The 21,555-nt window shown below is 39.3% G+C and carries 20 protein-coding genes and 1 pseudogene; 8 read left to right on the top strand and 13 right to left on the bottom strand.

Going from position 1 to position 21,555, the window contains the following annotated elements:
- Window positions 1-144: 144 nt before the first annotated feature.
- The 3 genes from ACFO3P_RS18475 to ACFO3P_RS18485 form a co-directional block, all read right to left on the bottom strand.
- Window positions 145-624, bottom strand: a complete 480-nt coding sequence (locus ACFO3P_RS18475; protein WP_289585133.1) for a PaaI family thioesterase — start codon at window positions 622-624, stop codon at window positions 145-147.
- Window positions 625-824: 200 nt separating this feature from the next.
- Window positions 825-2,165: a hypothetical protein gene (locus ACFO3P_RS18480; RefSeq protein WP_289585132.1), complete on the bottom strand. Its 1,341-nt coding sequence runs from the start codon at window positions 2,163-2,165 to the stop codon at window positions 825-827.
- A gap of 159 nt (window positions 2,166-2,324) precedes the next feature.
- Window positions 2,325-3,482 carry an MFS transporter gene (locus ACFO3P_RS18485; protein ID WP_193062137.1) on the bottom strand — a complete coding sequence of 386 codons (1,158 nt, stop codon included), beginning with the start codon at window positions 3,480-3,482 and terminating at the stop codon, window positions 2,325-2,327.
- 493 nt (window positions 3,483-3,975) lie between these two features.
- Here ACFO3P_RS18485 and ACFO3P_RS18490 point away from each other — a divergent pair, with 493 nt between their 5' ends.
- Entirely contained in the window at window positions 3,976-4,329 is a 354-nt protein-coding gene (locus tag ACFO3P_RS18490; RefSeq protein WP_084612971.1) for a winged helix-turn-helix transcriptional regulator, read from the top strand.
- A gap of 285 nt (window positions 4,330-4,614) precedes the next feature.
- On the opposite strand, the gene ACFO3P_RS18495 is transcribed toward ACFO3P_RS18490, so the two are convergent.
- Window positions 4,615-6,045: an MFS transporter gene (locus tag ACFO3P_RS18495; protein ID WP_289585131.1), complete on the bottom strand. Its 1,431-nt coding sequence runs from the start codon at window positions 6,043-6,045 to the stop codon at window positions 4,615-4,617.
- A gap of 155 nt (window positions 6,046-6,200) precedes the next feature.
- Between ACFO3P_RS18495 and ACFO3P_RS18500 the strand changes: the two genes are divergently transcribed.
- The gene (locus ACFO3P_RS18500) at window positions 6,201-7,067 is read left to right on the top strand and encodes a LysR family transcriptional regulator (RefSeq protein WP_289585130.1); all 867 of its coding nucleotides are present in this window, start codon (window positions 6,201-6,203) and stop codon (window positions 7,065-7,067) included.
- An 89-nt stretch (window positions 7,068-7,156) separates the two neighbouring features.
- Complete coding sequence (locus ACFO3P_RS18505; RefSeq protein WP_289585129.1) at window positions 7,157-7,597, top strand: PH domain-containing protein; 441 nt, start codon at window positions 7,157-7,159, stop codon at window positions 7,595-7,597.
- A 79-nt stretch (window positions 7,598-7,676) separates the two neighbouring features.
- Here ACFO3P_RS18505 and ACFO3P_RS18510 read toward each other — a convergent pair.
- Window positions 7,677-8,561, bottom strand: a pseudogene (locus ACFO3P_RS18510) (MFS transporter); the annotation flags it as partial.
- Between the two features lie 8 nt (window positions 8,562-8,569).
- Between ACFO3P_RS18510 and ACFO3P_RS18515 the strand changes: the two are divergent.
- The gene (locus tag ACFO3P_RS18515) at window positions 8,570-9,439 is read left to right on the top strand and encodes a LysR family transcriptional regulator (RefSeq protein ID WP_042534018.1); all 870 of its coding nucleotides are present in this window, start codon (window positions 8,570-8,572) and stop codon (window positions 9,437-9,439) included.
- 123 nt (window positions 9,440-9,562) lie between these two features.
- Here ACFO3P_RS18515 and ACFO3P_RS18520 read toward each other — a convergent pair whose 3' ends face one another.
- The gene (locus ACFO3P_RS18520) at window positions 9,563-9,979 is read right to left on the bottom strand and encodes an Lrp/AsnC family transcriptional regulator (RefSeq protein WP_175297061.1); all 417 of its coding nucleotides are present in this window, start codon (window positions 9,977-9,979) and stop codon (window positions 9,563-9,565) included.
- 116 nt (window positions 9,980-10,095) lie between these two features.
- Between ACFO3P_RS18520 and ACFO3P_RS18525 the strand changes: the two genes are divergently transcribed.
- Complete coding sequence (locus ACFO3P_RS18525; protein ID WP_052485070.1) at window positions 10,096-11,148, top strand: alkene reductase; 1,053 nt, start codon at window positions 10,096-10,098, stop codon at window positions 11,146-11,148.
- Between the two features lie 159 nt (window positions 11,149-11,307).
- Here ACFO3P_RS18525 and ACFO3P_RS18530 read toward each other — a convergent pair whose 3' ends face one another.
- From ACFO3P_RS18530 to ACFO3P_RS18550, 5 genes are all read right to left on the bottom strand, one after another.
- Entirely contained in the window at window positions 11,308-12,099 is a 792-nt protein-coding gene (locus tag ACFO3P_RS18530; RefSeq protein ID WP_042534015.1) for a uroporphyrinogen-III synthase, read from the bottom strand.
- Window positions 12,100-12,200: 101 nt separating this feature from the next.
- Window positions 12,201-12,605: a hypothetical protein gene (locus ACFO3P_RS18535; RefSeq protein ID WP_042534013.1), complete on the bottom strand. Its 405-nt coding sequence runs from the start codon at window positions 12,603-12,605 to the stop codon at window positions 12,201-12,203.
- Window positions 12,606-12,607: 2 nt separating this feature from the next.
- A complete protein-coding gene (locus ACFO3P_RS18540; protein ID WP_379542574.1) occupies window positions 12,608-13,912 on the bottom strand; it encodes a Y-family DNA polymerase in 1,305 nt (434 codons plus the stop codon).
- A 268-nt stretch (window positions 13,913-14,180) separates the two neighbouring features.
- The gene (locus tag ACFO3P_RS18545; RefSeq protein ID WP_193062133.1) at window positions 14,181-14,576 is read right to left on the bottom strand and encodes a nucleoside deaminase; all 396 of its coding nucleotides are present in this window, start codon (window positions 14,574-14,576) and stop codon (window positions 14,181-14,183) included.
- A 36-nt stretch (window positions 14,577-14,612) separates the two neighbouring features.
- Window positions 14,613-15,203 carry an ankyrin repeat domain-containing protein gene (locus ACFO3P_RS18550; RefSeq protein WP_193062377.1) on the bottom strand — a complete coding sequence of 197 codons (591 nt, stop codon included), beginning with the start codon at window positions 15,201-15,203 and terminating at the stop codon, window positions 14,613-14,615.
- Between the two features lie 250 nt (window positions 15,204-15,453).
- On the opposite strand from ACFO3P_RS18550, the gene ACFO3P_RS18555 reads away from it, so the two are divergent.
- Window positions 15,454-16,329, top strand: coding sequence for a LysR family transcriptional regulator (locus tag ACFO3P_RS18555; RefSeq protein ID WP_193062132.1), 876 nt, complete (start codon window positions 15,454-15,456; stop codon window positions 16,327-16,329).
- Window positions 16,330-16,618: 289 nt separating this feature from the next.
- On the opposite strand, the gene ACFO3P_RS18560 is transcribed toward ACFO3P_RS18555, so the two are convergent.
- A complete protein-coding gene (locus tag ACFO3P_RS18560; protein ID WP_289585128.1) occupies window positions 16,619-18,169 on the bottom strand; it encodes a multicopper oxidase family protein in 1,551 nt (516 codons plus the stop codon).
- A 470-nt stretch (window positions 18,170-18,639) separates the two neighbouring features.
- Here ACFO3P_RS18560 and ACFO3P_RS18565 point away from each other — a divergent pair, with 470 nt between their 5' ends.
- Window positions 18,640-19,416, top strand: a complete 777-nt coding sequence (locus ACFO3P_RS18565; RefSeq protein ID WP_256706262.1) for a hypothetical protein — start codon at window positions 18,640-18,642, stop codon at window positions 19,414-19,416.
- Window positions 19,413-20,285 carry a DUF3307 domain-containing protein gene (locus ACFO3P_RS18570; RefSeq protein ID WP_289585127.1) on the top strand — a complete coding sequence of 291 codons (873 nt, stop codon included), beginning with the start codon at window positions 19,413-19,415 and terminating at the stop codon, window positions 20,283-20,285. Before ACFO3P_RS18565 ends, ACFO3P_RS18570 begins: the two co-directional genes overlap by 4 nt.
- A gap of 100 nt (window positions 20,286-20,385) precedes the next feature.
- Here the strand turns inward: ACFO3P_RS18570 and ACFO3P_RS18575 are convergent, their stop codons facing one another.
- Window positions 20,386-21,324, bottom strand: coding sequence for an NADP-dependent oxidoreductase (locus ACFO3P_RS18575; RefSeq protein ID WP_289585126.1), 939 nt, complete (start codon window positions 21,322-21,324; stop codon window positions 20,386-20,388).
- Between the last annotated feature and the right edge of the window lie 231 nt (window positions 21,325-21,555).

A 21,555-nucleotide genomic window follows, 5' to 3' on the forward strand; every position in this document is an offset into this window, starting at 1 on the left:
GGCTTATCGAGGCTTATTCGGTAAGTCCCTTTTGCTAAAAAAATACCAACTCACTCCTAAAAAGTGTAACTTGGTATTTGGGATTTTGATAACTTCCTTTATGTTAACTTAACGCACTATACTGCATGATATTCAAAAAAATTTCTATTTTAAAAACGTACTCGGCATAACGACAAGAACGACCTCTCCACGTGCGCAGAGAGTATCATCTGCAAAGATTTCTGTTTGGACCTTCCATCTTTTCGGATGAATTTCCTCCACTGTTCCAATGGCCTTTAGCGGCGTATCCTGTGGAGTTGGCTGCAGGAATTCCACATGGAGGCCTGCAGTGACAAATCTGGGCGGTACCGAACCATCACCAATTTCATTTCCGTTTTTGCGGTGTAAAGCAAGTGCAGCCGAACCTGACCCATGACAGTCCATTAACGAAGCTATCAACCCGCCGTAAACAAAACCCGGGATTCCCATGTACTTTGAATCAGGCGTAAAAATGGTAATTGTCTTATCTCCTTGCCATCCAGTCCGCAGGTGGTGACCATCTTTATTTAGTCGGCCGCATCCATAGCACCAGGAAAAATCATCGGGATAAATATCTTGTATTGCTTTTTCTATCTTTTCTTCCACACTGTCCCCTCCTTCGACTTTATAAATCTCAATAAATCAGATGGAATATAAGCTGGTAATCTGTCATGTTGTACTATCAATATATACAAGTTCTTCCTGATGTGCAATAATATTCTGATAAATAAATAGAAAGAACCTATTTTGAAAAATAATCAAAACAAGTTCTTTCTATATGAATAACCATCAAGCTATTCTGTTCGTTAAAGCTCCTTTTCTTTGACTTCCCCGGTTTCTTTATCTACCAGATACCAGCCTATAGTGTTTGTCATCTGCGCTTCCCCTTCTTCTCCTGAAAACACAAATGCTTGAACAGTATAATAGCCTTCTTCGTCCTCGTCATCTTGTACCATGGCTTTTACATCTTCCCGGTTAGTGTCGCTATGCTCATCTACATAGTCAAACACGTTTTTTGTCGCATCCTCTTCCGTTATTCCGGTATTTTCCTCCTGTTCATTTGCGTTTGAAGTATCTTCGGATTGGTTATCATCCTCTTCTGCTGTGCCATTATTGTCACCTGCTTCATTCAATAAAGGGTAGGTGGAAATAACTTGATCCGTTTCATTTACCAGCTGGAGCTCCTCGACCTGAAAATCGAGCGCAGTTAGTTGAAGAACCTGCTCAAAATCTTCACGTTCTTGTTGAGTCGGTTCTGCCTCCTCATTGATATGATATGTCACCATCGCTTGATTCCCATCTACCTCTGCTTCTTCGATTTCCAGACCTTCGTAGATTCCGGAGTGATAAGACCCGTTGTCGTTCGTTGTGGTTGCCATCGCTTCAATTGTCTGGCCGAAATCAAATAGTTCGCCATCCTCCGCAGATATTTCTTCTCCCGCTACAGCCCCGCTGATATACGTGTGCTCCCCTCGCTCTGTTTCTTCTGGAGACATAACATAGTATCCGCGATTCGGCTCTTGTTCGATTTCAACGGGATCCTGCCAATGATTTTCCGCAAAAGTCAGTCCTCTTTCCCCATCCTGATTAAAAAGGTTAAATTCATCCAAACCATACCGAAAGCCAATCTCATTCAGCGCTTCCCAAAACATCGCCGACTCCGTGGATGCCATACTTAAATCATCCTCTTCATTATAGTACAAGTTCACTGCTGTTCCGTCGACCTCAAAATTGGTCGTAGCAGAGAACAGATCACGTTGTGAAGGATCACTTTCCATTAATGATTGAGGTATCCGCTCTTCACGTGTCATCTCATCCGCTGTCCGCGTGAAGTAAAGCAATAAATCCGTGCCATCCAGCCACTCGGCGTGAATCAGGTAGTCACCGGAGACTTGTTCTTCTGTATAGTCCTGCTCTTCTGCTTCGTTATCGGAATGGTTGTTTTCCTCCTCGTTTTCCACCGGGTTCTTATCAGATGCAGCATCCTCCTCTGGATTGTTTGAATCTGTCTCATCTCCATCTTCTTCTGAATCTGCCTCATTATTTGACGGTGTTTCCTCTGCAGAATCTGTTTCATTTGTATTATTGCATGCCGCCAATACGAAACTAAATAAAAACAGTCCTAAAACAACGCCTGTTTTTTTCAAAATAATCCCTCCAAAATAATGGCTTCGTTAGTTAAAACTATTCCCGGGATTTAAAAAATAAAACGATGTTTGCTTTCTGAGGTTGGATGAGACATATAAATGTAAGCAGAGTTCAACAATTTGTTTTAGAAGAATTTCACAAATGCGTTTAGTTCCTCGCTAAGCATTTACAGTAAATTTATCCCTTCGAATAAACGGAAGCAATGTAGTCAATCCAATAATCCCTAGGATAACGCCAACCCATAAAGGAGAAGTGACTCCAAACCCGGCATCAATCGTTAATCCGCCAACAGATGAACCAATCATGAGTCCAAGATTAATCATAGAGTTATTTACTGTGGCTACCAGCGTTCCTGTATTTGAAACACTTAAAACCCTTTTTGCCATCGCCGGATTTAAAGACACTCCGGTTAAACCGATGATAATAACTGCGGCAACAGCGATGACAGGAATTTCCGCAAAGGATCCAAACAGAATCAGTGCAGCTGTCAGAATAACTAGCCCAACTGTCATGACAGGCATCATATGCAAGTCTGCTAATCTGCCGACAATAATATTACCAATAACCGTTGCTGCACCATAGACTCCTAGAATAAAAGGAACAACACCAGCGCTAAATCCTGTGACTTCAGTCAGGATTGGCGTAAAATAGCTGAATGCTGCAAAAGTAGCGCCGATAATAAATACATTCGTCGTATAGGCAGCCCATAACCGACCGTTTTTAAAGGAACTGATTTCTTTTTTGATACGGATACTTTTCTTTTCCTTTGATTCGAAGGCTGGAATCAGGAACTGTACGAATATGGCTGCGATAAATACTAAGACAACAACCGCCCAGAAGCTGGCACGCCAGCCTAAATACAAATTAAACACCATCGCAAATGGGACTCCGGCAGCAGTTGCAATCATTAATCCGCCTAATACAATGGAAGCCGCCCTCGCTCGTAGCTGATCAGGGACGAGTTGATAGGCAAGCGACATAGCTGTTCCAAACGTTGCGGAAGAAGCTATCCCTTGTACGACACGCGCCGCCATCATCACTTCATAATTGGGAGAAACGGCAGCAATGGTCTGTCCAATCAGAAAGACAAGTGTTAAAGCCATTAATCCTTTTTTTAACGGAACCTTTAGTAAAGCAATGGTTAGAATCGGTCCGCCTGCAATCATCCCTACTGCATACGCTGAAATTAGATAACCGATGGCTGCAATCGATACGTTAAATTCTTCTGATAGAGATGGCATAATTCCAGCCACCATAAATTCTGATGTTGTTTGCGAAAATATAAGAAAACCTAATATAAAAACTGCAAAAGGCAATTGTATCCACTCCAAATTTATATTCTATTTTACGGAACAGTACAGAGTAAGCGTTATATTATGATGTTCCATAAAAATTCATATATATCGTCCAAATCTTGTGTTTAGCTTCTTCCGTATCCTTTGTTCGTCTTCTGCATCAGCATATATAAAGAAAAGCTTTTCCTCTCCCACTTTCCACAAGCAGTAAATGCCATTTAATTCTTTCACGTGCATGTCATGGATTTATCCCCCTTTGGTTACTAGCTATTAACACCTTTTATTATGGTGAGCAAAATATCACTTGAAAAGTAGGCATATTTTTCATACTCAGTATGGTAAAAGGTACAAATAAAGCCCTGTCCGGGTTACAGCTTTATAATTTTTATCCATATCTACAAAGCCAGAATGCTGTTAGGCAAATTGATTACTTTTCTTTATTTTCTCTGGTATGGTTAACATACTTCGTATGAAATAGTGACTGAAAGCTTTTACTATAAGGAGGAAAGTTCTTTTGGACGATTTATCAAAATACGGAATTGTAACTGCGCTTCAAGCAATTGGCGGTAAATGGAAACCGCATATCTTATTCATCCTTTTAGAAAAGGGCACAAAACGCTTCGGAGAATTACGACACCTCATGCCTGAAATAACGCAGGGGGTACTTACACAGCAGCTTCGGGAGTTAGAAAAAGACGGACTGGTTCATCGTGTTGTCTACCAGGAAATTCCGCCAAGAGTAGAATATTCTTTATCAGCACATGGAAAATCATTGGAGCCTATTTTAAGAGAGATGTGTGCGTGGGGTTTTACGCATGAGGAATTTATGGAGAAAAATAAAAATGCTTTAGAGGTCTGCAATAAATAATTGAAATGCTGGTTTGGAGAGTGAATTTTAAAATATAAAAACAGATCACTTGTTATCTTTTAATAAATGATACAAGTGATCTGTTTTTCTTCTTACTCCAGTTTTCAAACGTTAAGCATAAAATATACCATGGTTATCCTTTACTTAAATTAAAACTAAATGTTAATCAAGCAGATAAATGATAGCCGTCAATTCCAAATAGCAATAAAGAAGTACATATTAAAGAATAGTGCTTTTTAACAAAATCCTCCCCATTTATCTGTTTTATAGTATTAAAACAATAAATCAGCTTCCTTCCACCCGCTCTTTTGCCATTTTCCAAAGCAGAATTGCGGAAACTAATGAAGCAATAAGATTATAAAACATCGCATTGACGAAAGCAGAAGCATATAGACCGCTGTTTCCCCCGTCAGCATCAGCAACAACACTCCCAAAAAATATGCTTACTGCTGCCAGGCCGACAGCTGCGCCAACCTGCTGTAAAGTAGAAATAATTCCTGAGGCCATGCCTGCTTTGCTTTCTTCTACAAACCCTAATACCAGGTTTAAGAGCGGTGTCATGACTAATCCTTGGCCAATCCCTACAAAAACAAGTGCTGTAACTAGATGAACAGTTACCAAATCGCCTCCTGCAGTCCATACTTGCCAGATTAATACAGCAAAGGAGAAGGTATAAAAAACAGCGCCCCAAAAGATCGTCATCGTTCCAAAACGCTCTACCAGGCGGGGCGCTGCTATCGAAGCAGCAGTAAATCCGATACTGCAGGGCACAAAAAGAATCCCGGCGGAAAGCGGACTTAAACCCAGCCCTGTTTGTACTAATAACGCATAGCATAAGAAAAACACGGACGAAGTAGAATATATCAGCAAGACGAGACTGCCGCCCATGGCAAACCGGGATTGGCGTAAGAGCATGGTGTCTACCAGCGGCTGCCTTTTAGCAAGGCGCCGTCTTTCCTGATGCCGCCAAAAACCAAATAGTATCCATGCTGCCGCCGCAAGGGATAAGAAACTCCATATCGTCCAGCCATGATTCTGTGATTCAATAAGCGGGACAAGAAATAAAATCAGTCCAAGACTGACAATAACTACTCCGCCCCAATCCAGCAGTGGACGCTCCGGAGCATGCGATTCCGGGATGAACCGCGCCATAAGAATGGAGAAAATGCCGATGGGAATGTTGATTAAAAAAATCATCCGCCAGCCGAGTCCTCCAAAATCGGCTTCTACAATAAAACCGCCTAGCACTTGCCCCGCAATGGCAGCAAGGCCTAATACCATGCCGAGCAAACTGAAAGCAATTCCTCTTTCCCGGCCTGAAAAATTAACCCGAATAGAAGAATAAATTTGCGGCTGCATCATCGCAGCAGTCAGGCCTTGAAGTACTCTGGCGATGATTAGCATATCTGGATTAATTGCCAGCCCGCATAATGCAGATGTAATAGTAAAGCCAAACATCCCCACGATAAACAGACGCCTGCGCCCAAAACGATCCCCGAGCCTGCCTCCAGTAATCAAAAGCACGCCAAAACCAAGTTCATAACCAGCAACGATAAAAGCGATTTGTGAAAAGCTTGCCCCCAGATCTCCTTGTATACTCGGAATTGCCACATTCACTATAAAAAGATCAAGAATGGTCATAAAACCGGCTAACAAAAGAATAAATAACCCTAATAATGTAGCCGGCTGTGATAATGTTGGATATCTTTCTTTCAATCTAAAGCCCTCTCTTTCATTTTTAAGTTTTTCTGCTCTCTCCCTTTCCAACAGAGCATGATTTGATTATACTAATACATAAAAGTTTAATAAAACGAATCTTTTTAAATGAATAGTTTAATAATATTAAACTATTCATCAAGGAGGACAAATAGATGGAATTACGTCATTTAATCACATTTAAAACAATCGTGGAAAAAGGCGGATTTAAACGTGCAGCGGAATATCTGGATTATTCACAGTCATCGGTGACGGTACACGTGAAGGAGCTGGAGAAGGAATTAAAAAAACCTTTATTCGACCGTATTGGCAGAAAAGTATTTCTGACAAACTACGGAACCCAATTTCACCCATATGCTGTTAAAATCGTTGATTTATACAATGAAGCAGCGGAAACCATGAATATGAATGATGCGCCAAAGGGCAGTCTTGTTATTGGGGTTACAGAAATCTTCTCACAATACAGGATTCCGTCCATTCTAATGGAGTACAAAAAAAGATACCCTGATGTGTCTTTATCTTTACGTTCTCTTGAAAATAAGGATATTTCTGCCGCGCTTAAGAACGGACAAATTGATATGGCCTTTGTTTTGGAAAGAAATGACTGGTTTGATAAAGAGCTGACGATTGAAAAAATAAAGGATGAATCGACTGTTCTGGTATGGCCTGTCTGCCTAGAAGATAGTGAAAATACGATTCTCTCCACCGAAGAAAGCTGCAGTTATAAAAGCATGCTGGAAGCATATATACAGGAAGAACAAATCGAGGCAAAAAATTCATTAAACTTTTCCAGTTTGGAAGCAATTAAGCAATGCGTGCTTTCCGGACTCGGTTTTTCCATCCTGCCCTATTTCGCGGTAGAAAAGGAACTTGCTTCCGAACAAATTCTAGGTGAATTTATTTCATTAAACCATACAGGAAATGCGACGTTTATTGTGAACCATAAAAACAAACAGCTCTCCCCTGCTATGCAAGCAATGATTTCATTGATGAAAGAGCAGAGTCTGCATTGGGGTGAATGAAATAAAGAGAAAAACCCCTTATAATGGTTGGATAGAAACAGTAAGAAAATATATTTGGAAAGCAACTGCAAGAAAGGTGAGAACGCGCCATGATTTTCCGTTCAAAAGTAGATGGTTTTTTCGTAACGTTTATGTCCATTGTGGTTTTATTAATAGGTGCCGTAACGCTCTTACCTCCACTCATTGATAAAGAGGCATCCATGGGCATCGTCATAATAATGACTGCTATCTTTATTATTTTAGCAGGAGCTTTGTTATGGATGTCTTTTTCGATCAAGTATATTTTCTATGATAATTATCTGTTAGTGAAAGGCGGACCATTCAAGTGTAAAATCGCTTATCAAAGCATAAGGAAAATTTCGCCGACAAAAGATATCTTTACTGGTTATCGCATTCTATCTGCCAGGAATGGACTTGAATTATTTTACGATTCAGCCATCCTTGGCAGTGTAAAGATTTCACCAAAGAATAGAAGAGAATTTATCACGGAATTAAAAAAACGATCTCCTCATGTAATTATTCAGGAATAAACCTTTATTCAAGGAAAAGAACCCCAACTTGTCAGAGAATGTGGGGTTCTTTTATCTATTCATTCATTTCATAATTACCTTACCCGTTTTTGTTTAAGTAGAAAGAACACCGGATGAAAATAAACGCGATAATTACAAATAATCCGGCAATCCAGCTTAAATGGACGATATTTATATACTGAATAATAAGACCGCCCAGCGCAGAACCTAACATCATTCCCACATTCATTAATGCAGTATTAAAACTCAGTACGGTTTCAGATGTTTGCGGCTTTAAAGATACTAAATAAAATTGCTTTGCCGGCGTGGTTGTCCATGTTGCTATTCCCCAAACTGCCAACGTGATAAATACGCCTGTCATGGTATATTGTGTCAATGCCAAAACAAATAACGCAATAATGTGGATACATAAGCTAAGCGATATGGTTCGATCAGGCCCCCATTTATCTACCGCGTATCCTCCAAAACGGGAGCCGATAAAAGCAAAAGCTCCTAAAACAAATAAAGCGATACTTGTCATCTCTATGGAAAAGCTAGCTGTATTACTTAACAATGGAGCAATATAGGCAAAGACCATGGTATACCCTAAAATCCAAAAAATGGTCGTCAATAACCCTGTAAGCACCCGTTTATCTTTGATAATCAGCAATTGCTGTTTAAACGGCAGCGGCTGGTTTCCTTCAATAGCCGGCAATAATTTATACAGTCCTGCTAATAACAATACCGTACCAAGTGCAATAATCAGGAAAATATACCGCCAATCTACATATCCTGCTAAAAATGTTCCTAAGGGTACCCCAAGTACTAAGGAGATAGTAAAACCCGTAAGCACTGTTGCCATGGCGCTTCCCTTTTTTTCAGGTGCTGCAATTTGAGCAGCATAATTGGTAGCTACTACAATAAATAATCCTCCGCTCATTGCCTGGATAACTCTGGACAGCATAAGAACGATAAAATGATAAGTAATTACTCATGAGCATTGTTCGTTTTGAAATTATTGCGACCGTATTTGAATTGGGAAGCTTTACCGCTGCCGCTGAAAAATTAAATATGACACAATCGGCAGTAAGTCATGCAGTTGCCGGTTTGGAATCTGAATGGGATGTTTCTTTATTCATTCGTGACCGCAGAAAAGGAATCACCCTGACGGAAGTAGGACAAAAAGTGCTCCCTCATATCCGGGAAGTATTGAAGAGAATGGAAAGTATTCACCAAGAAATCGCTCTGGCAACTAACTTAGAGACTGGTATCATTCGCATCGGTACATTTGCAAGTGCTTCTTCTTGCTTATTGCCAAAGCTGCTTGCCAAATTCCAGAAAAAACATCCGAAAATAGAATTTAAATTTTACGAAGGCACCTACGAAGAAATTACAGAGTGGTTGAGCTCTGGAGTGATTGATATTGGATTTGTTGTAAAAGGAGAAGCTAATCCAAATTTCGATTTTGTCCCTCTTATCAAAGATGATATGGTGGTTGCCTATCACCCGGCACATCGATTTCAATCCGAGGATACAGTGGATATGGCTGAATTAGCGAAAGAATCTTTTATTATGCCCACAGGGATGTATCAATCCCATGTAGAAGCATTGTTTGAAGAAGCACAAATAAAACCTTCTATTCGTTTTGAAGTGCATGACTGTACAACGATTGCGAATATGGTGCAGGAAGGCCTGGGGGTCACGGTTGGTCCTGAGCTGTTTTTAAAGACGCAGCAAAACATAAAGGTCAGTAATTTAACGATTCGAAACAGCCGTGAAGTAGCACTTGCCTGCCAATCTATTGCGGAAGCCTCACCGGCTGTAAAGGAATTTCTTCATATTGCAAAAGGGGTTTCTTACTGAGCTGAATAAAAACATGAGGGGTGACAAAATTAACCTGTAAATGAGGAAGCAGACATTACTTAAAATATTAAAAACCTGATGATTTTATTTGAAATCGCCAGGTTTTTTGATGCGTTTCTATTTTTAGTCATTACTAACAGGATGATTTCCCAGAACAGATAGTATATTTGAAAAAGCAAAATGTGTGGTATCCTTAGAGATTTGCTCCAGCTCCTCCATTTCTTCACAAACCACTTCTGCCATGTAATTATACTCTCCGCCAATTCTCCATAAATCTATTATATTACTATTCTCCTTACAGTAATTCATTAACTTTTCACAGCTTTTGGTCTTAAATAAAACGAAGCCATGGATTCCTTTATTGAGCTCTTTATTATTTACCTCAACCGTATAACGCTTTATTACATAATCTTCTAACCTTTCTATCCTTGTTTTCACAGCAGGAGATGACATATTTATTTGCTTGCCGATTTCTGTATAGGTAAGTCTGGCATTTCTTTTTAATAAATCTAATATTTGATGATCGATATGATCCAACATCCTTTTCACCAGCTTTCCAATTACTTTAAAATTTAAAGTTTTCCATAGCATATACTTTAATCATTCCATTGTAAACAATTCAGTATCGAATTAAAATTTGATATGAGGTGATAAATATGACGTGTTCTATCTTCTCCAAGTATAAAATCGGGAACTTAACATTAGATAATAGAATTGTAATGGCGCCAATGACAAGAGGATTTGCTGATAACGAAACAGGTGAAGTGAATTACTTGATTGCAGACTACTATGGAAAACGGGCAAGGTACGGGGCAGGATTAATCATTACGGAAGGTGTCGCCATCAACAAACTGGCCAAAGGAACCTATGGGATACCAGGGATATATACGCATCGTCAAATCTTAAGCTGGAAAAAAGTCACGCGGGAAGTTCATCAATATAAAACAAAAATCTTTGCTCAGCTCTGGCATGTTGGCAGAGTAAGTCATCAGGAAATTCTAAAAGGGAATGCTCCTGTTGCGCCCTCTCCTATCGGTGCCAACGGACATGTGCATCGTTTGAGGAAACCTTTCCAAGCTCCCAGAGCTTTAAATAATATGGAAATTTATCAAATAATAGCTGATTACAAGGATGCAGCAAAAAATGCGATGGAAGCCGGATTTGACGGAGTTGAGATACATGCTGCGCATGGTTACCTGATCGATCAATTTATCAATGAGAAAACAAATGACCGTCAGGATGAGTTTGGAGGTTCCTTACAAAATAGACTGCGATTTTTAGATTTAATTATTAAAGAAGTAAAGAAGGTTGTTCCTAAAAATAGAATCAGCATTCGAATTTCTGAAAAAAAAGATGATGATAAGGATTATGTATGGGAGCATCCAGAAGAAATGGTATGCGCTATAACAGGGATTCTTTCCAAGCATCAACTAAAAATTGTCCATCCATCGGCAGAAAACTACGGTGATATGCTTCAACATAATCAAAAATCGCTTCATGAATTATTCAGGCAATACTGGGATAAAACGCTTATTGCTGTTGGAAATATAGCACCTGAAAAAGGGGCGTCCATTATTGGAGGTAATCAGGCAGACTTGGTAGCATTCGGACAATTATTTATAGCTAATCCAGATCTGGTCGTTCGTCTGAAAGCGAATCAGGAGATTTTTCCGTATCAGACAAAAAATCTGCATACATGTTTAATTTAAGCAGTATATCAAGTAGGATAAGCACTCCTTTATCTCGTTTCTAGTTAAAAGGAGTGCTTTAAAATAACAGTACTTAAAGAAGCGCAAAAGCCTGTTTAAAACGAATGGTTTTCGAAATAGAATGCCATCAAAATATTCGAAGCTTTTTCACTATATATTCTATGAGAACTGTTTATTTAGTTCTACAACCATCGCTCCCATTTTAGGTTTCTTCGGCTGAAATACTTTCTCAATGCCATTCTTCTCTAATTCAGCCGCAGTCACCTTTCCTATCGCTGCTGCTAAAATTCCTTGATTAAAGGCTTCCGCCAATTTCTCCTTATCCTCCTTCATAAATAAATTTCGCACCTGTGTTTTACTGGTAAAAACAACAACATCTACATTTTGAGAGGTAATGGTTTCTTTTAGTATCGATAAAATCTGCTGGTCTGGTTCTTTATAAGAATAGGGTTTAGATAAATAAACAGCATACCCAAGCTGTTCCAGACTTCTTTTTAAATACACGTCATCCTCATTATATGTCTGCAAATAAATTTGTTTTTCTTCGCCCTGTTTGACCGGAGGTAAAGATGCAAGCAAATTTTCCATTGTTCCATCTGCAGAAAGAATGGTTGGTATCAGGTGATGCTGTTTCATCCACTTTGTCGTTTTACTGCCGCGAATGGCAAGGGTTGAGCTTTTTAGTTTATCTATGAAGCTGGTATGGATATGGAGTTTCTTTGCGGATTGCTCTAACGTTTCTGCTCCTATCCCAGTAGTTAGTATGACAAAGTCAAATCTGTTTTCTACAAGCTTTTTTACATCCTGCTGACAAATCGAATCATTCAGCTGATACTCTCCTTGAATCGGTAATTGAATTGTGTTTCCGCCATGTTTACTGATTAGTGTATCAATTGCTTTTGCCTGACGAGATGCAGCAACAGCAACTTGTTTCCCTTTAAGTCCGTCCATATATTTCTCCTTTTCCTATAGCTTTAGTATTCATTCTTTTATTTATTATATTACAAATATTCCAGTGGTTCAGCAAATGATTTCAAAAAATAACTTCTTAATCATTTTCTTTTATCATACCAGTCAAGTGTGTTCATAAACTCCACATTTCTTATTTCCTCTATGGAACAATTCGTTCCCCGTCCATCTTTTAAAAATAGATGAATCTGACCTTCTCCATATCCAGATACTTTACATTCCAAGTCTTTATAATAATTCCCGTTTCGCATCACATTCGCTTGAATCAAAACAGGAGAATTCGTTGCAAAAGCTTGGTTCAATACTTTTGCGATGGCTTCCTCGGTCATCTCTTCTTTTGCTTTCACTTCGATTAGCTGATCATTCATTTCTTCTTTTTTGAGCGCTTCTGAATGGTCGCTTAACATCATGCCTAACCATTTCATAATTCCTCTGTCCTTATACCCGAACTGTTCAGGCGTAACTCGTGTAATCGATATTTTTTCCATGTTCACTCTTCCTTTCCAGAACGATGACCGCCTAGCAATTTCGCACGGTATCTCGCCATTCCGTTTTTAAGCAGACTAGAAGCATGCAGCAGGGAAGTATAACCATGTTTTCTTCTTACAAAATCAATCGTCTTATCCAGCTCTTCGTTTTCCATTGTTTCTTCTGCCGATTCAAATAAATTCAGTTGCAATGATTGCTTTATTTGAAGTTTTCCAAAAGTAACATTAATCACTCGTACGGGCATATTGTCTTTATAATGTTTATGAAAGATAAACAGCATGTGCGCTTTTAATTTTCTGGATGAATCCGTTGCTTCAATCTTTATCTGATGGCTAAACCCGCCTAGTACTGTATCTCTCGAATATCCAATGGTCAGCTTGACAACACCTGTCATGAGCCGGTGCTTCCTTAACCTTGCCACATTCTCATCTGTCATTTCCCGAATAACCGTTTCAATATCGTGTTTAACCGAATAATCTCTGTTTAGTATCTGATTTCTGCTGAAGGAGGTACTTTCCGGTGTGTACGTGTCCGATAACACGGTTCGATCTATTCCATGTGCATGAAAATAGAGCTGTTGACCAATCACACCGAACTTTTCTTTTAATTTGCCAATATCATATTGAGCCAAATCATACATATTTCGAATCCCTATCCGATTTAGATTGGCTTCCGTTTTTTGTCCTATCCCCCAAAAATCAATTAAGGCTTCTATCTTCCATAATTTATATGGAACGTCTTCATAACGCCATTCCCCAATAAAGCCTCGTTGTTCGTCATGCTTTGCCTGATGGTCGAGTGCCAATTTTGCTAAAAGCGGATTATCCCCTATTCCCACAGTTAACACTAATCCCAACTCTCTCCATACATCACGTTGGATTTTCCTCGCTATGTCATGCGTACTGCCAAAAAGTTTATGTGATTTCGTTACGTCGAGGAACGATTCGTCAATAGAATAAACAAGTAAATCCTCTTTCGCTACATAACGCTTAAAAATACGTAATATCTCCATATTCTTTTGTAAATACACTGCCATACGAGGCTCCACGATATCTATATTTGCTTTCTGCGGGATTTCATAAATCCTTGTTCCTGTTTTCACGCCATACTCTTTTTTTACTAAAGGAGAAGCGGCTAACACCAAACCGCCTTGATTATCCGGCTTGGATACAACTGCAATCCGGGATTTTAAAGGATGCTGCTTACGTTCGGCAGCTTCTACGCTTGCGAAAAAAGATTTGACATCTATACATATAATGTCCCGCCGAGGCTCCTTCGAATAATCCATCATGATAATGTTTTTCATCATACTCTCTCCTAATACGAATGGGTGTTTGTATACTCATTATACGAACGTATATTCCTATGGTCAACATAAATCCGTTTAAATAGTCGTGTTAATATATGGAAAGCTGAGATGAATAAAAAAACCCTTCGCGAAATGTTATCGCAAAGGGCCTTCCGTAGTGAATTATCCTGTTATTCCATTTCGATTTTGCGGTCATCTTTGTTCCAGTTAAGACTAATATCATCTTTTTTACACCTGGAGATTCTGCTTCAGCTGAATTATTTAGTCATTCTTTTAAATGAATCATGTGAATATCCCTTTCATCATGTGATAAGGAAAGCTGATTGTATATATAGTCTTGATCAGGGTTGCTGGGGTTAGAAAAATACACGGTATCTACTTGCGTATAATAAATCGTACTTAAACACATTGGACATGGCTCTGTACTGGCGTATATCTCACACCCTTTAAGATTCGTTGTATTTAACGTTTGACAGGCTTCACGAACAGCTTGAATTTCCGCATGCGTAGTCGGATCGTTCGTTGCTGTTACTTCATTCACACCAGACCCAATTACTTTTCCATCTTTGACAACCACTGCTCCAAATGGGGCTCCCTGATGCTTTTGTTCATTTTCATTCGCTAATTTGACTGCTTGTTTCATCCATTCTTTGTTCGACATGTTGGTCCTCTCCTTTATGATGTTTCGTTTTACCAATTATGCTTCAGATTCTTTCAAAATACGTTCAATTTCTTTAAATTCAAGGCGCTCTGCATGCTCTAAAGGAGTAATGCCATCTTTATCACCAATATGGATGTCAGCACCATGGTCTATTAATAGCTTTACTATCTTCTGATGATTTTCCCCGCCGTTTCCTAAAATAACCGCTTCCAATAATGCAGTCCATTGTAAATTGTTTATATGGTTTACGTCTGTGTCAGAGTTCATTAAAAGCTCCTCTACCACATCAACATGCCCGCGCTCTGAAGCAGGAATAAGCGCCGTTCCGCCGAACCGGTTTGTTAATGATGTATCTGCTCCTGCTCCAACAGCAAGCTTCACGATTTCAAGGAATCCTTCAGCTCCAGCATATAGAAGCACATTATCCTGGTTGCTATTGCGGATATTTATATCTGCTCCTTGTTCGATAAGCGCCTTGACAGTATCTGTATGATATTTTTGCGTCGCAGCCATTACTGCGGTTACACCGTGTTCATCTGTTGCATCAATATCTGCTCCAGCTTCTATTAATTTTAAAACCGTTTCTGTATTTCCTTCTTCTGCTGCTGAAATTAACTTTTGTTCCAAATTGGTTTCCTCCTTCTTTTCTTTCTGTGTTGAAAAACCTTCCCCTGTTTTGGCAGCTGCCCTGCGATAAAAATATTTCAGCTTTATCATAACCTTTACCCCTATATAAATATGTTATCATGGAGGTAGCTATATGAAAAATATTAATTTAATTATATTTACTTATTTTTTTAATATATAAAATGAAACTTCATTATAGGTAGAGCTTTGCAGACGGTTCTCTGCGATTAAAGTAGAAAGGATGTTTACGATGGATATTAGGCAGCTGCGCTATTTTATTGCTATTGTAGAAGAAAGGAAAATTTCTGCCGCCGCTAAAAGACTTCATATGTCCCAACCACCCTTAAGTCAACAATTAAAAGCTATGGAAGAAGAACTCGGTGCCACATTAGTCGAAAGAAGCGGTAAATTTTTAGAAATGACAGAAGCAGGGAAAGCTCTGTATACAAATGCGCTGCAAATAACTCAATGGATGGAAGAAACCGAAACAGAGGTAAAAGAGGTTGGCAAAGGGGTAAATGGGAAACTCACTATTGGTGTTAACACATTTTCCGTTAGCGAATTGCCACATATACTTGAACAATTTCAAAAGGAATTCCCAAAAATCACATATAAAATCCAACAAAATGAATCCTCCCATCTTTGCCAATTAGTCAGGGACAGAATTGTGGAACTGGCAATTATCCGAATGCCGTTAGATTTGGACGATTTTTCTGTTCTCCATCTCTATAACGATCCTTTTTATTTCATTACGTCTGAGGAGCAGACATCATTTGATAAAGAAGTATCACTTGCTGAAATCCAGCATTATCCTCTCCTGTTTCCAAGCACAGAGGGATTAGGTGTGCACTATTTGATTTTAGAGGCATTTTCTCGATTTAAACTGCACCCTAATAAGATAGGGGAGTGCTCTGACATTAGCCTTTTAATGGATTTAGTTGCGTCTGGATTCGCCGCATCTATTGTTCCGGAAACTCTGCTGAAACGATATCGCGGGTACCCTGTAGATGCTTATCGGATATCAAGTGCGATGGAGTTAAATGGACCAGTCGGGTTGATATGGCTCAAAGATCATAGCTTGTCTAAATCTGCTCAAAATTTTATAGAGTTGCTCCAAAAAGGATAAGTTCCTCTCTTTCACAGTATTTTATATGGGTTTGGTTCATACTTTTCTGTTTGATTTTGTTTAATTGTCTTTTATCCCCTACGGAATATATCCAAGCTCTATACACAGCTTTATTTTAAATTTTGTATATAGTTCATAAAAACACCTGCTAAAAGCCGTTAATTTTATATACGCTTTTAGCAGGTGTTTTTAGTTTTTATACTGGAGGCTATCTATCTCATTCATGCTTTTTTCTATTTCATGGTCTGCTTCTGCTATCCCTCAACTCAAACCCTTTTCGTCTATATAATTAAAATTTAGTATTATTTTTGTCATCATCTGCCACCATATAAGGCCGCATCATATCATAATCCTCATGCTCTAAAATATGACAGTGCCACACAAACTCTCCGCTATATGGAGCGAATTTAGCGATGACTCTGGTAATGGTTGCAGCAGGAACCTCAATGGTATCTTTCCAGCCGCGGTGATTTGCTGCGGGGGCCTCAGGCGGTCCGGTAAATATGATTTTGCCATCTTGATTATATTGCTCCAGATCGAAAGGCTGATGCTCCAGCACCTGAAATTGGACAAGATGAATGTGAATTGGATGAGAGAAGTTGGTTGTGTTTGTAAAAGCCCAAATCTCTGTTGTCCCTAGCTGCGGATTTTCCGTGATTGGATCATGCCAGTGCTTGTTGTTGAGAAGTAATAAAGGACGATCAAATTCATCAGCAGATCCAACTAATTTTAAATAACGAATACCAGAAATATCATTTTGCTTTAATGAAGGAATAACAGATAAAGTTTGTGGCAAATGGCTTCTATCTTTATTTTTCAATGACTTTGTAACACGGAACTGCATGATATCTCCAGTGTCATCGTTTGGATCAGCGTCTGGTCCTAAGTCATTTTTTAATAGAATGGACTGACCAGCTGCTTTTGAAAAATCAATAATGACATCGATTCGTTCTGCCGGCTGAAAACCGATTTTTTCGATTTCAACGGGATGCCTGAGCAGCCCGCCGTCCGAACCGATTTGTTGAAAGTTTATATTAGAATCAAGCTGTAACTGGTAGGACCTTGTATTGGAAGCATTTAAAATCCGGAACCGATATTTTCTTGGTTCCACCTCTAAGAACGGCCATGCCTTTCCATTAACGATTATTGTATCTCCATTGTATGCAGGCAGAATAGACGGATTTGGCAGGTTTTTTGCTGCATCATCAGGCTGTGATGGGTAAAATAAGGAACCATCTGCGTTCAAGCTTCGGTCTGTAATCATAAGCGGAATTTCATAGTCCCCAGCAGGCAGGTTCAATGATTTCTCGTGCTCATCCCGAAGAATATACATCCCTGCCAGCCCTGCATATACATTCAGCCGCGTAATTCCCATAGCGTGATCATGATACCAAAGCAGGCTTCCGCGCTGATGATTCGGATACGTAAATGTTTCTCTTGAAAAAACAGGTCCGGTTTCTTGGAAGTTATTTGTGTACCATGCTTCCGGATGTCCATCGCTGTCAGCTTTTGTTTCGATACCATGTAAATGTACCACCGTGCGTACGATGGGGAGCTGTTCAAGGCCATGAATCGATACATCAACTGGAAGCAGATGCTTATTCGGCAATTGGTTAAGCCATGCCACGTGAACCGGTTCATCCCGATTTGCCTCAATCATCGGGCCGGGGAACTGACCGTTATACCCCCATAAAGTGGTTGCTGGTAAATCACGATGCAGCTTACGCTTGAATTGCTTCATCGTGATTTCATAGTGAACCCCGTCCCCTGTTTTTTTATCAGGCTTTAGAGGCTGTAGATTAGGAAGCGGATCCACAAATTTTTCTAGCTTACGGCGCATTCGTATTCACCCCATTTCTTTATAATGCGTGTTCAAAAAGTACGATAAATAGGACCAAGAAATTCAAGGCGATGAGATTTTTACGAACGGAGCGTATGTTTTGAATACGTGAGTATTGGAAAAATCCTGTCAACGCAGAAATTCGCTGTGGCATTTTTATTGGACTTTTTAAACATCCTTTCGTAATAGTAAATGTGACTAGAAGCAAAAAAGTGCAAAACTGATGTACACGTATACTAAAGTAATTAGGGTGATACAAAAGGCGTCATTTATGAAAAAATGACTTGGATAAGCTTTACATGATTTGTTTATTGTTTGGTGTGTCATGGTATGCTTTTTTATATTTCAAATTATATTAGACTAAATCATCTAACTTCCACAAAGTTTGACTATTTCATCTAACTTTTGATATATTCGATGATATAATCAAACTATTCTCTGAGATGAATAAGGAAGGAGCTGTTTTATTCATGTCAACGGAAGTTTCCATCTTCATTATGGATATAAGTAATTCGTCAAAAGAAAATATCGGGAAGGCATTAAGTGATTACCTGGGACAATTAAAAGAAAGTATTTCTCTATGGACCAAAAATACAGCTGGAACACAAATCAGTCACCGCGCCGGAGATGAATTGGTACTTGTGAGCAACGGCTATGCAACAGCATATACTCTTGCTTTTTATATCAGCCGCATCTGGAAATTTACTGATCATCCGCCTTATTTTGGCCTGTCATTCGGAACGATTAAAGAGGATGTAAGGGATATAAATATAGAGACATGGATTCATCCATTGATGAAACAAGCAAGGAACGCTAATAATCATCTGAAAAAACAGCCAGATAGATTGCTGTTTCGTTTTGCGTTGCCTGCTTCATCAAATGAACAAGACTTCACGGTTTTTAGCAAGCAGTTCGAAATCTTGATTAATACGAATTTAATGCTGAAGCAGGGACAAATCAACGAACAAACTGACATACAATCTCTCGTCTGTTCGTTATATCTCATACTCGGTCAACAAAAAAAGGTAAGCGAACACCTTAAAAGAACAACAGCTACCATATCCCACCATATGAAACAGGGCAAAACGCAAATCATCTTGCATGCTTTTGATAATATTGTAAAGGTGCTGGATTCATTAGGTGCACAAGATAACCATCGTCTAACAGATAAGCTGCAAACAAATATTAACCATCATATCATCACACATCTATCTGATTATTTCCCTGAGGAAAGGAGATTATCATGACAATATTATTGCTTGTTCTCGCACATTTGATTGCTGATTTTTGGCTGCAATCTGACCAGATGGTGAAACATAAAATCAAGCATTTAAAAAAACACATCCTTCACCACCTGCTGACAACAGGTATTGTACTTGCGGTAATATGGGGCTATCAATATGAGTTTCAGCATGTCATTTCCTATTTTATTTCACCTTTAGCTTTTATTATAATCACACACCTTTTGATTGATTTATTAAAAATAAAATTTGTAGATTCCCTTCCCAAAAGCCCGACGGATAATATGAAGAAACTCGGATATTTTCTAGCAGATCAGGTCTTACACGTTATGATGATACTCCTGACCTGTTTCCTATTCTTTCATATGACAATTGCAGAGATGACAGCAAGTCTTTTAAACCTGAATGGGTCAAGCAGTTTAACTCTGCTCAACACAGCATTATTTTTTGTCATCATTTATATTTTGGCGACAAGTGTCAGCGGGCATATTGTAAAATTTATCATTGGTTCATTACCATCCGAATTTGCCAATTTTGAAGGTGAACTGACGTTGAAAAACCAAATAGCTGCCGGAAAGGAAAAAATCCAACCGAGCGCAGACAATCGTTTTACAGAGGAATATCATTATTTCACTTACTCTGCCCCGCTTCGTTCGCGCGGCAAGCTTATCGGCTATCTGGAAAGATTGCTGGTGGTACTATTAACAGCAGCAGGCGCATATCAGTCGATTGCATTTATCATTGCCGCCAAGTCGATTGCCCGATTTAAGCAGTTAAACGACCGGAACTGGGCGGAATATTTCTTGTTAGGTACGCTGTCTTCTATTTTTCTAGGGTTGGTGCTTGGACTTGTTGTACAAAGAGTTCTTATGTAAGCGATAAGGACTTTCACTAGATTGACCCCTTTCCTCCAGCAAAAAAATCAGGCTGCTGAATATTGCTCAGCAGCCTGATTTTTGGTGAGAATCACCGTACTTACTTAATTTGAATCACAATCTTTCCTTTCGCATGATGGGTTTCGCTCAATCGATGCGCTTCCTTCAATCCGTTCTCGGTAAGCGGGAAAGTATGTCCAATATACGATTTTAATTTCCCATCCTCCATCAGCTTCCCTAATTCAGACAGTTCTCCTCCATCTGGCTCAAGCCATAAGAATCCTGCCTTGACTCCTTTTTGTTTGGCTAACTTTTCATCTGGCTGTCCTGCAATGGAAACGAGCCGTCCGCCTTCCTTTAATACATGGAAGCTTTTATTCAGGATTTCACCGCCCAGCGTATCCACGACAATATCATAATCTTGAAGAACATCTTCAAAGTCTTCCTCTTTATAATTAATGAATTGATCGACACCTAATTCTTTTAAAAACGTCTCATTTTTACCGCTGGCAGTCGAAGCTACATAGGCACCGAAGCTTTTAGCAATCTGAATGGCCATGCTGCCAACACCGCCGGAACCGGCATGAATCAACACTCTATCGCCTTTTTTTATTTCAGAGAAGTTCACAAGACATTGCCAGGCAGTAAGACCTGCAAGCGGAACTGCTGCCGCTTCTTCAAAGCTGATATTTTTTGGTTTCATCGCCAGCAGTTTTTCATCAACCGCTGTATAGGCAGCATACGTGCCATTTGGTGTAAGGGCCGGTCGAGCAAATATCTCGTCACCCACTTGAAAAGAGGTTACATTTTTACCGACTTGTTTGATGACACCTGCCGCGTCCCATCCTAAAATAATTGGAAATTCAAAAGGCACCCCTTCTTGCAGGTAACCTTCACGCAGCTTCCAGTCAATCGGATTAATGGACGTAGCGTGCATTTCTACTAATACCTGGTTATCTTTTATTTCTGGTACGGGAATATCGTCTTTTTCCTTTAGCTGATTTGCATCGCCGTATTGTTCGATAATAATTGCTTTCATAATCAAAACCTCCAGCGCATATTTTTCTGTTGCATTTTTAATAGTATCAAACGAATTTCTTTTTAACAATTAATAGCAATTCACTTGATAATCCCATACTTGAGGAAGATTGGAAATTATTATATTACTCAACTTTCGCACACTGAAATAGACATGTAACCCTTGATATAGTTAGGTAAACCTGCCACCCATTGCTGTACTTGATTTTTGATTAATTTTTGTATTGCTTTA

This window comes from Oceanobacillus aidingensis (assembly GCF_042654105.1).
In the GTDB taxonomy this organism is placed as follows: domain Bacteria; phylum Bacillota; class Bacilli; order Bacillales; family Amphibacillaceae; genus Oceanobacillus; species Oceanobacillus oncorhynchi.